Genomic DNA, 12,897 nt, shown 5'->3' on the forward strand with positions numbered 1-12,897 from the left:
CTAGAGCTCCTCTCCGGCGGCCGTGAGCTCTGCCATGGCCTGCTCAAACTGTTCATCGTTGGGGGCCTTACCGTGCCAACCCACCTGGTTCTCCATAAAGGAGACGCCCTTGCCCTTCGTGGTCTCGGCGATAATGGCGGTCGGCTGACCCTTGGTGGCGCGGGCCTCGGCAAAGGCGGCGCGGATCTGATCGAAGTCGTTGCCGTCGGCGAGCTCCACCACATGGAACTTGAAGGCGCGGAACTTGTCGGCGAGCGGCATGGGGTCGTTGACCTCCTCGACGGGGCCGTCGATCTGCAGGCCGTTATGGTCGACGATCACGCAGAGGTTGTCGAGCTGCTGGTTGCCGGCAAACATGGCGGCCTCCCAGACCTGGCCCTCCTCGCTCTCGCCGTCGCCCAGCAGGGCGTAGGTGCGATAGTCGTCGCCCCAGTGCTTGGCGGCAACCGCCATGCCCACGGCGGCGGAGATGCCCTGGCCCAGCGAGCCGGTGGACATATCGACGCCCGGAGTGTCGTTCATGTTGGGATGGCCCTGCAGGTGACTGCCGATGTGGCGCAGCGTCTCGAGATCCTCCTTGGGGAAGAATCCGCGCTCGGCGAGCACGGCGTACAGACCAGGCGCGCAGTGACCCTTGGAAAGCACGAAGCGGTCGCGGTCGGCCTTGCGGGGGTCGGACGGGTCGACGTTCATTTCCTCAAAGTACAGATAGGTCATGATGTCGGCAGCGCCGAGCGAACCGCCCGGATGGCCGGACTTGGCAGCGTGCACGCCGGTGACGATGCCCTTCCTTACCTCGTTGGCAACCTTTTTGAGCTCTTCGTCGCTCATTGTGCCTTCCTTTCATCCTCATTAGACAAAATGCGCACGGCACCGAAGGTAATCCCAACACAGCCGCAATGCACGTACGTCATTCATTATGCTGGAAACTGATGGCTTTACCAGAGTTTTTATCATTATTTGAACAATTTAGCAGGCAGAACCGCTGATGAAACGGTTTATCAATGTGAACGTCTTTTGGATGGAACGCGGTCGCCCTACGCGCTAATGTCCTTGAATCCCTCGCCGAAGGCTTCCGTAACGTCAGCGACCGTCACAATGGCGTGAGGATCGCGCTCGCGCACGATCGTCTTGAGGGTATTGAGCTCTCGACGGCTCACGATTACCATAATCACCGGCTTCTCGGCACCCGAATACATGCCAGTCGCCTTAAACTTGGTACAACCACGACCCAGACCATACATGATATCGGCAGCGATATCAGGGAACTTGTCCGAGATGATGAGTACCATACGGCGTTTGTTGCCACCATCGACCACGGCATCGATCACGTAGCCGCTAATGACCATCGAAAGGCCTGCATACAGTGCGTTTTCGATTGAAAAGACCGGAGCCGACAGCGCACACACGGCAACATCGATCGCCATGACGGTCGAGCCCACCGGCAGCGAGGTGTTACGCGAGATGATTTGGCCAATCGTGTCCGAGCCGCCGGTGTTGGCGCCGGCGCGCAACACCATGCCGTAACCGATGCCCGTAATAATGCCGCCCCACATGGCAGGGAGCATCAGGTCCGCATCCGCCAGAGGTGCTACAAACGGGGCGAACAGATCGGTAAAGAAGCCCAGCAGCACAAAGCCCGTCGCGGTCTGCACCACGTAGAACATGCCGCCCTCGCGCATAACGACCAACAACAGCAAGGCGTTCATCACGATCGTCTGAATACCAACGGGAAGCGATAGGCCGCGCGATGCACCGAGCGCCTGAATAATGGTGGCAAGGCCCGTAACGCCACCGGCAGCAAGGCCGTTGGGAATCAAAAACAGGTCGGTCGCAATAGCGGCCAGAGCGCACCCCAACATAATCTGGGGCAGGTCGTGAAAGAAGTTCATCGAAAGAATGCGCTTGATGTCCAGACGGTATGCCATGCTGCCTCCCTCAAAAAAGCGCACCCCATCGGATGCGCTTTGAACTTCTTCTTGTATTCGATTCTACCGATTCGCCGGACAAAAACCACCCCTGCGCAGGGTTTACTCTGGATACAAAGCCACACCGCTGGGAGGGTTTTAATCCATTTCCACATAAACCGGGCGGTTTATGCAGACGGGGTCTCCGCGTCGGCGTTGCCGGTGGCCCAGCGATGGTAGCCAATAACAAACGGGTCCAGGTCGCCATCGTCAAGAACGGCCTCGACATTGCTGGTCTCCACACCCGAGCGCAGATCCTTGACCATCTGGTACGGGTAGAGCACGTAGCTGCGAATCTGGTTGCCAAAACCAATCGTGGTCTTGGGTCCGCGGATCTCATCGAGCGCCTCGGCGCGCTTCTCGAGCTCAATCTCGTACAGACGAGCCTTGAGGATCTGCATGCACGCGGCCTTGTTCTGGATCTGGCTGCGCTCATTTTGGCAGGTAACCACAATGCCGCTGGGGAAATGCGTCACGCGCACGGCGGAGTCGGTGGTGTTGACGCCCTGACCGCCCGGGCCACTCGCGTGGTACACGTCCACGCGGATGTCATCAGGACTAATCTCGATGTCGATATCATCGGGTAGCACGGGGATGACCTCGACGCCGGCAAACGTGGTCTGGCGGCGCTTCTTGTCGTCGGTGGGGCTAATGCGCACCAAGCGGTGGACGCCGGCCTCGGCGCGCAACATGCCAAATGCGTCCTTGCCCTCGACGGTAAAGGTCGCGCGGTCAATGCCGATGATCTCGGCCGCGGGACAGTCGTTGATGGTAACCTTCCAGCCGCGACGCTGGCAGTACTTCATGTACATCTTAAAGAGCATGAAGGTCCAGTCCTGGGCCTCCAGACCACCCTGTCCGGGCTTGATGGTCACAATGGCATCGCCGTGATCGAACTCACCGGTAAACCAGCTCGAAAGCTCAAGCTCATCGATGGCACGGGCCAGGCGCTCAGCCGTGGCTGCAGCCTCCTCGCGAAGGGCGACGGCATCGGGGTCATCCCCCATCTCCTCGGCAAGCTCCAGCGCGGCGCGGGCATCGGAAAGCTCGCCGCGCGCGGTGTCCACGGCAGCGATATCTTCCTTGGTGCGCGCGATCTCCTCCATGGTGGCACGGGCAGCGTCGGCGTCATCCCAAAAGCCGGGGGCCACGCTTTTAGCCTCGAGCTCGGTCACGCGCGTGCGCTTTTCGTCCAAATGGAGATACGACTCGACCTCGCCGAGCCGATCCGCAAACGCGTCCAGCTCGGCGGGCGTTACCTCTAAAGCCTCAGCCATTAACGATTCCTGCCGTGGCAGTACTTAAACTTCTTGCCGCTACCGCAGGGGCACGGGTCGTTGCGGCCCACGTTGACGTACGGATCGTCGCTCTCGGACTTGCGGTAGGTCGTCACCTTGCCACCGTTGTTGACGGCAGCCGGTCCGCCTTGGACAGCCGTGCGGGCCTGCACCTGCGCCTGCTTGCGCAGCACCGAGTCACCGTTGTCACCATCGACCTCGGCAGGACCGGAGAAGCGCGCGCCCTCGAGCGCGGGCTCCTCCTTGTGCTCCATGGCACGCGGGGCAGCCTTGATCTCGATGCGCAAAACCGTGCGCAGGTAATCCTCGTACATGGTATCGACGAGTATCTGGAACGCGCCGTAGGCCTCGGTCTTGTACTCGACCAGCGGGTCGCGCTGGCCAAAGCCGCGCAGGCCGATGCCGGTCTTGAGGTAGTCCATCTCCTGCAGGTAGTTCATCCAGCGGGTATCGATGACGCGCAGCATGACCTGGGTGTTGAGCTCGCGCATCAGGTCCTCGCCCAAGCGCTCGGCCTTCATGTTGTAGCACTTCTCTACGTAAGCCAGGACATCGGCAGCCAGAGCCTCATAATCCTCGTCGGGGAACTTCGGCGTATCGATGTGGCCGGTGAGCTCCACAACCCACTTGCGCAGGCCCTCCAGGTCGCGCTCGCCATCGTGACTGTCCTTGGTGCAGAACTCCTGCACGCAGCGGTACACGGTGTCGTGCATGACCTCGGTGATGTGGTCGGTCAGGTCCTTGCCGTCCAGAATCTTATTGCGCTCGGCGTAGATGACCTGGCGCTGCTTGTTCATGACGTCGTCGTACTCAAGGACGCTCTTACGCATGGAGAAGTTGATGCTCTCGACCTTGTGCTGGGCGCTCTCAACGGCCTTGGAGATGATCTTGTGCTGGATGGGCATGTCGTCGCCCATGTCGGCCGTGACCATCATCTTGGAGACGCGGTCCATCTTGTCGCCGCCGAACAGGCGCATGAGGTCGTCCTCGAGCGACAGGTAGAACTGGGTCTCGCCCGGATCGCCCTGACGACCGGAGCGGCCGCGCAGCTGGTTGTCGATACGACGGGACTCGTGGCGCTCGGTGCCGATAACGGTCAGGCCGCCGGCGGCAAGCACGCGCTCGCGCTCGGCCTTGCAGGTCTCCTTGGCCTCGGCGTTAAACTGCTCGAGCTGCTCGGGCGTCACGTCCTCCATGGTCAGGCCCTCGTACTCCAGGCGCTCGCGCACCAGCTCGTCGGGGTTGCCGCCCAGCAGGATGTCGGTGCCACGACCGGCCATGTTGGTGGCGATGGTCACGGCGCCGTAACGTCCTGCCTGGGCCACGATATGGGCCTCGCGCTCGTGGTGCTTGGCGTTGAGGACCTCGTGCGCGATGCCGCGCTTGGTAAGGGCAGCGGACAGCTTCTCGGAGCTCTCGATGGAGACGGTGCCCACCAGGACCGGCTGGCCCTTGGCGTGACGCTGCTCGACATCGTCGGCGACGGCGTTGTACTTGGCCTGAATGGTGCGGTACACCAGGTCCTCGTGGTCCACGCGCTGCACGGGCTTGTTGGAGGGGATGACCTCGACGGGCAGCTTGTAGATCTCGCGGAACTCGGCATCCTCGGTAAGTGCCGTGCCGGTCATGCCGGAAAGCTTGTCATACAGGCGGAAGTAGTTCTGCAGGGTGATGGTGGCCAGGGTTTGGTTCTCCTCGCGTACGAGCACGCCCTCTTTGGCCTCGATGGCCTGGTGCAGGCCCTCGGAGTAACGGCGGCCTTCCATAATGCGGCCGGTGAACTCGTCGACGATCTTGACCTCGCCGTTGGTGACCACGTACTGCTTGTCGCGGTGGAACATGTACTGGGCCTTCAGCGCCTGTTGCAGGTGGTTGACCAGCTGACCCGAAAGGTCGGCGTAGATGTCATCGATACCCAGGCGGCGCTCGATCTTCTTAAGACCGCGCTCGGTGGCGGCGATGGTGTGCTTGGCCTCGTCCATGACGTAGTCGCCCGTGGGTTCAACGTCCTCGGTGGCGGTAAGCATGTCGTGCGACACGTCCTCGCCGCGCTCAAGGCCACGCACGGCACGCGCGAAGTCCTTGTAGGTACTGGCGGACTTGGTGCCAGCGCCCGAGATGATCAGCGGGGTGCGGGCCTCATCGATCAGGATGGAGTCAACCTCGTCGACGATGGCGTAGTTGTGACCGCGCTGCACGCGCTGCTCGGGACGGGTAACCATGTTGTCGCGCAGGTAATCAAAGCCGAACTCGGAGTTGGTGCCGTAGGTGACGTCGGCCTGGTAGGCCGGGCGCTTGAGCTCGAGCGGCATGTTGTTCTGGAGCAGACCGACGGTCATGCCCAGGTACTTATAGATGCGGCCCATCCACTCGGAGTCACGCTTGGCAAGGTAATCATTGACAGTAACGACGTGCACGCCCTTGCCGGCAATAGCGTTGAGATAGCCGGCCAACGTGGAGACGAGGGTCTTACCCTCGCCGGTCTTCATCTCGGCGATGTGGCCCTCGTGCAGTGCCATGGCGCCAATGAGCTGCACGTCAAAGTGGCGCATACCCATGGTACGCTTGGAAGCCTCACGCACGGTGGCAAAGGCCTCGGGGAGCATGTCGTCGAGCGACTCGCCGTTGGCGTAACGCTCGCGGAACTTATCGGTCTGGCCGCGGAGCTCCTCCTCGGTCATCTTCTCAAACTGGGGCTCAAGACCGTTGATCTGGTCGACGATCTTGTAGTAGCGCTTAAGGTCCTTATCGGATCCAAAGGACAGCAGCTTTGACATGAATCCCATGTGGTTTTCCTTTTTGGCCATCGCCCACGCCGTGCAGCTGCGGGCGAGTTAAACACAGATGATTGTACTTTAGCCAAACAAGGCGCGGCCTATACGGTCGACCTCGACCGCCACGTAATAACTACGACCAACCTGCCACAGTGGAACAGGTTAATTTTGGCAGGTTTTATCTAGCCAAACGCCGCCTCTCTGCCATTTGGTGCAAACCAACCTGACCCCTTCGCACCAACTTGGTGCCGCGGGGTCAGGTTAGCTTGCACCATTAAAAAGAAAAGGGCCGCGCACCCAAATGGATGCGCGGCCCTTATGCCATGAATGCGAGTGAATCCGCGGCGAGCTATTTACTCAGCAGCCTCGGTGGTCTCGGCCTCGGCAGCGGCCTCCTCGACGGGAGCCTCTGCGGGAGCCTCGGCGGCCTGCTTGGCAGCCTCCTCGGCAAACTTAGCAGCACGCTTAGCCTTCTCGGCAGCCTTAGCCTCAGCGGCGGCCTTGCGAGCAGCCTCGGCCTCAGCAGCCTTGGCGGCCTTGGCAGCCTTGGCCTCCTCGGCCTTCTTGAGCTGGGCGGCAGCGGCGCCACCGAACTTGTCGGCGAAGCGCTGGACGCGTCCACCGGTGTCGACGAACTTCTGCTGGCCGGTGTAGAACGGGTGGCACTCGTTGCAAAGCTCGACCTTCATCTCGGACACGGTAGCGTGCGTCTTGAAGGTGTTGCCGCAGGAGCACGTCACCGTGCACTCGACATACTGGGGATGGATACCCTGCTTCATGGTAGGACTCCTTATTGGTCAGGCGCTGGTTACCGATCAGCGCATAAGGCGTCTTGGTTTCCGACCAAGACAACAAACTTGGCTATGGTACCACGGCGCCGCGCGTCCCACAAAAGGTTCACGGTCTTTGTGCAACGCGGCGTGACCAACCGCAGCGGACACGCACCCTGTTGCCCCTTCTCCCATGTTGCAGACGTGTAACGCCGCAGTAAGCACACCCCTTTTGGCGCCAGACAGGTACAATGATGAACACTGTACCGTAGCGGAGCGCCCCTGCGCGCCGCAACCACGCGAAAGGGTTTCCCATGGCCGAGATCTCGTCCTCCCGTATCGTCATCACCGTCCTTGGCAAGAACCGCCCCGGCATCGTCGCCGGCGTCACCCGTGTCCTAGGCGAGGCCAACGTCGACATCCGCGACATCACGCAGTCCATTATCGAGGACATCTTCACCATGACCATGCTGGCCGATACCGCCGAGTCCAAGCTCGACTTCGCCGAGCTGCAGAAGGCGCTGGCCGAGGCCGGCGAGCTTTCGGGCGTCAACGTGTCCATCCAGCGCGAGGACGTCTTCAACTTTATGTACCGCCTGTAGCGAGCAAGCCGCTGGGGATAGCCTGACGCGCGCATGCCCATGCAAGTCACCCCGATGCGGCCCGGAGAGGAGCGCGCATGGCCTACGACGCCAAGAAAATCTATTACCGCTTCGACGACCACCTGAGCCGCCTGGTCTTGGATTACGAAGCGAGCCGCCAGATTTCGACCGAAAGCGAAAATCTCTACTATGGCCTGCCGACTGACCCTTATGACGAGGGCCTATTTGTTGAGCACAATGTCAAGCGCGGCCTGCGCAATGCCGACGGCTCGGGCGTGGTCGCGGGCCTCACTCGCATCTCGGATGTGCACGGCTACAACAAGGTCGACGGAAAGGTCGTGCCCGATCAGGGCAAGCTCACGCTTCGCGGCTACAGCATCGAGGATCTGGTCAACAATGCCCAGGCCGAGAATCGCTACGGCTACGAGGAAGTCGCCTATCTGCTTATCACGGGTTCGCTGCCCAACAAGGAAGAGCTCGACGGCTTTTGCGAGCGCCTGGGCGCCTTTAGACATCTGAGCGACGAATACGTCAAAGAGTTCCCTATGACCACGGTGTCGTCGAGCATCATGAACGTGCTCCAGCGCGCCGTGCTGCTGCTCTACGCCTTCGATGCCGAACCAGACGTGATCACGCCCGAGCACGAAATCGACGTCGCCATTTCCATGCTCGCACGTCTCCCGCGCATCGCCGCCTTCGCCCACATGGCCTCGATCGCCAAGCTTCGCGGCTCCGAGGTTCACGTGCCGCACCCCACGCCCGGCCTCTCCACCGCCGAGACCATTCTGCAGGTCCTGCGCGGCGGCATGGCGTTCACCCGCGATGAGGCGATGCTGCTCGACGTGATGCTCATGCTGCATGCCGAGCACGGCGGCGGCAACAACTCCACCTTCGCTTGCCGCGTGCTGTCGTCTTCGGTCACCGACCCGTATTCCGCCTACGCCGCGGCTATCGGCTCGCTCAAGGGCCCGCGCCACGGCGGTGCCAATGCCAAGGTCGTGTCTATGCACGAGGACATCCGCGCGCATGTTTCCAACTGGGAGGACGAGGACGAGGTCGCGGCCTACCTGGGCAAGATCCTCGACGAGCAGGCCTTCGACGGCGCCGGCCTCATCTACGGCATGGGCCACGCCGTCTATACGCTCAGCGACCCGCGCGCCGAGGTCTGCCGCCGTTACGCGCGCTCACTGGCAGCCAAGAAGGACTTGGGCGAAGAGTTCGCACTCATCGAGCGCATCGAGCACCTGGCACCCCAGGTCATGCGCGACCACGGCATGACCAAGCCCATCTGCGCCAACATCGACCTGTACACGGGCTTTATCTACAAGATGCTCGGCGTGCCCGAGACGCTCTTTACGCCGCTGTTCGCCGTCGCCCGCATGGCAGGCTGGTCGGCGCACCGCATGGAAGAGCTCTTCTGCGCGCACCGCATCATCCGGCCCGCCTACCGTCCGGTTATCGAGCCGCTTGAGTACAAGCCGCTCGCCGATCGCTAGGACGCGGACCGTTATAGAACCCGAGCGTGGCCAGGGCATCACCGCCCTCGGCCACGCTTTTTATGCCAGTAGAAAGGATCGCAGCGAATGATTGTGTTTTCCGATATGGATGGAACGCTGCTGACGAGTGATAAGCAGATGAGCGACGCCACCTGGGCGATGCTCGACGAGCTTGCGCGCCGCGGTGTTGAGTTTGTGCCCTGCACGGGGCGCCCGCTGTCGGGCGTCTTTGAGCCCATCCTCGCCCACCCCGCCGTACACTACGCGGTCTGTGCCAACGGTGCCAGCGTCTGGCAGCTCGACGACGGTACGCCCACCGATGCCTCACGTGCCACGCGCATTTTGAGCCGACCGCTCGACCGCGCCATCGCCCACCGCGTCCACAGCATTGCCGCCGGCCATGACGTCACCTTCGATATCTTCGCGGACGGGCAGTGCTTCCTCCCCCGCTCGCTCTACACGCGCCTGGACGAATTCTGCGGCGGCGACCCCCACATCGCGGCTTCGCTCAAGCGCACGCGAACGCCGATCGACATGGATATCGACAGCAAGATCGACGAAGTCGAGATGCTCGAACGCATCGCCATGTACTGGCACGACCCGGCCGATCGCGACGCCATCGCGGCGGAGCTCGAAACGCTCGGAGGCATTGAGGTCACGCGTTCGTACGCCATGAATATCGAGGTTATGGGCGAAGGCGCCACCAAGGGAACGGCCCTCACGTGGCTATGCGAGCACCTGGGCGAGCGTCTCGCCGACGCCTGGGCGTTCGGCGACAACATCAACGATATCCCCATGCTGCAGGCAGCGGGTCACGGTATGGCCATGCTCAACGCCGAGCCCGAGGACCGCGAGGCCGCCGACGCCGTGACCGAGTACGACAATGACCACGACGGCGTCGCCCGCACCATCATGACCGTCCTCGCCTAGCCACACCCGGCAGTTAGGGACGTTCCTATTCTGCCGGCACCCTGGGACACTCCTTGGCGATAGTCATCGGGGACGTTCTTAAACGACTAGTCGCTGTGGACAGTCTTCGCCAAAATCGCAAGGACTGTCCCCAGGTGCCGGACTAGGAAAGGCTGTCCAGCACGCGGCGCAATTCCTGTTGAACGGCGTGATCGCGGTTGCAGCCGATGATGCGGTCGGCGACCGCCTTGAGCGCCGGACGCGCGTTTTGCATGGCGCAGCCCGTGCCCACAAAGCGAATGATTTCGTAGTCGTTCATCGAGTCGCCAAACGCCATGACCTCTTCGCGCTCAACGCCATAATGCTCCATGAGCTGGTCGATACCAGAAGCCTTGGACACACCCGGCTGCATGGCGTCGATCCACGCGTTGCCCGAAGGCGCGAAGGAGAACAGGCCGCCAAGCTCGCGCTGTAGCACGTAGGCATTGTCCATCACGTTGCCGTCATCGCAGATAATTGAGGCCTTGATGATGTTCACATGTGGGTCGGGCAAGCCCCAAATGCGCTCGGCATTGGGCAGGTCCTTATCGATCTCGCGGACGAATTTATCCTCGTCATCGAGCAAGAAGGATTTGGTGCGATCGAAGAGCGCCAGATGCATGTTGGGGAACATCTTGACCGTGCGCGCGAGTTTGCGAATCGCAAGATGCGAGTAAACTTCACGGTCGACCTCGACGCCGTCCGCATAGACCTGGGCGCCGTTGGCCGCGACAAAATCCATCTTGTCGACCACGGGCGCAAAGAACTCGCACAGGCGGTCGTAGCGGCGGCCCGACGACGCGGCAAAATGCACGCCATGCTCGCGTAGCGCCAAAATCAGTTCGTAGGTCTCGGGCGGGACCTGGCTGTTCTCGTCGAGCAGCGTACCGTCCATATCTGAAGCAATCAGTTTAATCATGAAAAAGCTCCTTTCGGGCTTGATGGAATCAGACATATATCCAAATCCACCGTACCCAAAAGGAGCTCGTCCAAGCCTGGAACAGCAAAAGGATTACAGGAAGCTGGCACGGGGCTCACATGCGTGGCCCAGGCAAGCGCGCCTGCATCACGAGCAGTCAGCCAAAGAGTGTCCCGGGCAACTAGTCGTTTAAGAACGTCCCCGATGACTAGTCGGCGTAGGTGAATGTGGTGACGTCGAACATGCCCTCGGGACGGATGCGGAGCGTCGGGATTACCGGCAGGGGCAAAAAGATGATGCCCATGATGGGGTCGAGCGGCGGCTCGATACCCATCGCGCGCGCCTTGACCATAAAGTCGTCGTGCTGCGCTGCGACGTCCTCGGCCGTACCTTCGCTCATTAAGCCGCCAAGTGCCAGCGGAATGCGCGCCACGACCTCGCCATTGCGCACCAGCACGTGGCCGCCCTGACCCACGGCCCCGACTGCCGCCATCATATCTGCCGCGTTATCGCCCACCACGCACACGTTGTGCGAATCGTGGCCAATCGTGGAGGCGATGGCGCCGCCCGTAATGGTAAAGCCACGCACCCAGCCGCGACCGATATGCTTGCCGACCAGGCCCAGACCAGCGGGGCCGTCACCGTCCGCACCCTCAGCCTGCAGCGACACGCCGCGGCCATGACGCTCGATCAGCATGATGCGGCGCAGGCCCTCGGCCGTCTCGGGACGGACCATGCCGGTAATCGCCTTGCCCGGCACCACGTCAATCACGGCCTCGCCCGGCTTAAAGGCATAGTCGAACACGTCGAGCGAAAGCTCGGGCAGTTTAACGGAGGCGCGCAGCTCATCGGCAAGGGCTGCAACCTCGGCAGTCTCGGGCGCGACCTCGCCCACAAAGGTGCCGTCCTGTGCCACAAGAGCGCCAGCTGCATACACGCGGTGCGGGGCCTTGGCAAAGGTCAGGTCGTCGAGCACCAGCAGGTCGGCACGCTTGCCCGGCGCGATGGCGCCACGCAGCTCGTGCGGGTCGCGGCAGCCGTGATCCAAGCCAAAGGCCTCGGCCGTGGAAAGCGACGCCATGGAGATGGCGACGACCGGGTCAATGCCGGCCTCGACAGCCACGCGGCAGGCATTGTCGATCATGCCGGTCGAAAGGGCATCGGAAGGAGCGCGGTCGTCGGTCGCAAAGCAGCAGCGACGGGCGCGGGCGGGATTGCCCAGCAGCATCGGCGACAGGTTGGCCAGATCGTGGCTGCACGTACCCTCGCGCAGCATCACATACATGCCGCGAGACAGCTTGTCGAGCGCCTCCTCGGGAATCGTCGACTCGTGATCGGCGATAATGCCCGCCGCGGCGTAGGCATTGAGGTCCTTTCCTGCAACGAGCGGTGCATGGCCGTCAACCTGCTTGGATGGGGTCTGGTTGGCAGCATCGATGCGCGCGCAGGTCTCGGGGTCGGCCATAAAGACGCCCGGCAGGTTCATCATCTCACCCAGGCCAAAGACGTCATCCGGATGCTCGGCGAAGAACGCCTGCATGTCCTCGGCGGTAATGACGGCACCGGCCTGCTCGTCGGGCAGCGCCGGCACGCACGAGGGCATCATGTACTTAATGGAGATGGGCGCGCGGCGACCGTCCTCGATCATAAAGCGCAAGCCGTCGAGACCGGCAACATTGGCAATCTCGTGGCTGTCGGCAATGGCGGTGGTAGTACCGCGCGTCGCGGCCATGCGAGCATACTCGGCGGGACGGATGTTCGAAGACTCGATATGCAGATGCCCGTCAATAAAACCGGGAGCGAGATAGCGACCTTGGCAGTCGATGACCTCAGTTGCCTCGTAGGTGCCAGCAGCATCGTCGCGACCATCGTAGAGCACGCCGACGATCACACCGTCCTTGACGGCAACGCTACCGGGCGCCACACGCTGGCCATACACGTCGACGATCTGCGCATTGGTAAACAGCGTGTCGACGGGCACGCGACCCTCGGCGGCCTCGATCACAGTCCTCATGACCTCAACGGACATACATACTCCTTTAACTGTAGAAATAACTGCAGAGCGGACGAGCCTTCACCGCAGCAAGCCAACAGCCATTGTATGCCCAAAAGGAGGCCGCCGA

At 61.9% G+C, this 12,897-nt stretch carries 10 protein-coding genes; 3 read left to right on the forward strand and 7 right to left on the reverse strand.

The genetic code is table 11. From position 1 onward, the window contains the following. The 5 genes from I1M21_RS00150 to rpmE form a co-directional block, all read right to left on the reverse strand. The gene (locus tag I1M21_RS00150) at positions 1 to 831 is read right to left on the reverse strand and encodes a transketolase (protein WP_195191964.1); all 831 of its coding nucleotides are present in this window, start codon (positions 829 to 831) and stop codon (positions 1 to 3) included. Positions 832 to 1,037: 206 nt separating this feature from the next. After that, entirely contained in the window at positions 1,038 to 1,928 is an 891-nt protein-coding gene (locus tag I1M21_RS00155; protein ID WP_195191965.1) for a YitT family protein, read from the reverse strand. Between the two features lie 167 nt (positions 1,929 to 2,095). Continuing rightward, on the reverse strand, positions 2,096 to 3,244 hold the full coding sequence (gene prfB, locus I1M21_RS00160) for a peptide chain release factor 2 (RefSeq protein ID WP_195191966.1): 1,149 nt from the start codon (positions 3,242 to 3,244) through the stop codon (positions 2,096 to 2,098). Beyond that, positions 3,244 to 6,051, reverse strand: a complete 2,808-nt coding sequence (gene secA, locus I1M21_RS00165; protein WP_195191967.1) for a preprotein translocase subunit SecA — start codon at positions 6,049 to 6,051, stop codon at positions 3,244 to 3,246. Before secA ends, prfB begins: the two co-directional genes overlap by 1 nt. A gap of 341 nt (positions 6,052 to 6,392) precedes the next feature. Then, on the reverse strand, positions 6,393 to 6,818 hold the full coding sequence (gene rpmE, locus I1M21_RS00170) for a 50S ribosomal protein L31 (RefSeq protein ID WP_006235303.1): 426 nt from the start codon (positions 6,816 to 6,818) through the stop codon (positions 6,393 to 6,395). A gap of 305 nt (positions 6,819 to 7,123) precedes the next feature. On the opposite strand from rpmE, the gene I1M21_RS00175 reads away from it, so the two are divergent. From I1M21_RS00175 to I1M21_RS00185, 3 genes are all read left to right on the forward strand, one after another. Beyond that, positions 7,124 to 7,411: an ACT domain-containing protein gene (locus I1M21_RS00175; protein ID WP_006235289.1), complete on the forward strand. Its 288-nt coding sequence runs from the start codon at positions 7,124 to 7,126 to the stop codon at positions 7,409 to 7,411. Between the two features lie 77 nt (positions 7,412 to 7,488). Continuing rightward, entirely contained in the window at positions 7,489 to 8,907 is a 1,419-nt protein-coding gene (locus I1M21_RS00180; protein WP_195191968.1) for a citrate synthase, read from the forward strand. An 87-nt stretch (positions 8,908 to 8,994) separates the two neighbouring features. After that, the gene (locus I1M21_RS00185; protein ID WP_195191969.1) at positions 8,995 to 9,837 is read left to right on the forward strand and encodes a Cof-type HAD-IIB family hydrolase; all 843 of its coding nucleotides are present in this window, start codon (positions 8,995 to 8,997) and stop codon (positions 9,835 to 9,837) included. A 142-nt stretch (positions 9,838 to 9,979) separates the two neighbouring features. Here the strand turns inward: I1M21_RS00185 and I1M21_RS00190 are convergent, their stop codons facing one another. Both I1M21_RS00190 and I1M21_RS00195 read right to left on the reverse strand, forming a co-directional pair. After that, the gene (locus I1M21_RS00190; protein ID WP_195191970.1) at positions 9,980 to 10,774 is read right to left on the reverse strand and encodes an HAD family hydrolase; all 795 of its coding nucleotides are present in this window, start codon (positions 10,772 to 10,774) and stop codon (positions 9,980 to 9,982) included. A 208-nt stretch (positions 10,775 to 10,982) separates the two neighbouring features. After that, the gene (locus I1M21_RS00195) at positions 10,983 to 12,803 is read right to left on the reverse strand and encodes an adenine deaminase (protein ID WP_195191971.1); all 1,821 of its coding nucleotides are present in this window, start codon (positions 12,801 to 12,803) and stop codon (positions 10,983 to 10,985) included. Positions 12,804 to 12,897: the final 94 nt, after the last annotated feature.

Source organism: Collinsella aerofaciens, from assembly GCF_015546965.1.
Taxonomy (GTDB): domain Bacteria; phylum Actinomycetota; class Coriobacteriia; order Coriobacteriales; family Coriobacteriaceae; genus Collinsella; species Collinsella aerofaciens_X.

Coding starts and splice junctions, on each gene's coding strand:
- I1M21_RS00150 (WP_195191964.1), bottom strand. CDS start 831: ATGAGCGACGAAGAGCTCAAAAAGGTTGCCAACGAGGTAAGGAAGGGC.
- I1M21_RS00155 (WP_195191965.1), bottom strand. CDS start 1,928: ATGGCATACCGTCTGGACATCAAGCGCATTCTTTCGATGAACTTCTTT.
- prfB (WP_195191966.1), bottom strand. CDS start 3,244: ATGGCTGAGGCTTTAGAGGTAACGCCCGCCGAGCTGGACGCGTTTGCG.
- secA (WP_195191967.1), bottom strand. CDS start 6,051: ATGGGATTCATGTCAAAGCTGCTGTCCTTTGGATCCGATAAGGACCTT.
- rpmE (WP_006235303.1), bottom strand. CDS start 6,818: ATGAAGCAGGGTATCCATCCCCAGTATGTCGAGTGCACGGTGACGTGC.
- I1M21_RS00175 (WP_006235289.1), top strand. CDS start 7,124: ATGGCCGAGATCTCGTCCTCCCGTATCGTCATCACCGTCCTTGGCAAG.
- I1M21_RS00180 (WP_195191968.1), top strand. CDS start 7,489: ATGGCCTACGACGCCAAGAAAATCTATTACCGCTTCGACGACCACCTG.
- I1M21_RS00185 (WP_195191969.1), top strand. CDS start 8,995: ATGATTGTGTTTTCCGATATGGATGGAACGCTGCTGACGAGTGATAAG.
- I1M21_RS00190 (WP_195191970.1), bottom strand. CDS start 10,774: ATGATTAAACTGATTGCTTCAGATATGGACGGTACGCTGCTCGACGAG.
- I1M21_RS00195 (WP_195191971.1), bottom strand. CDS start 12,803: ATGTCCGTTGAGGTCATGAGGACTGTGATCGAGGCCGCCGAGGGTCGC.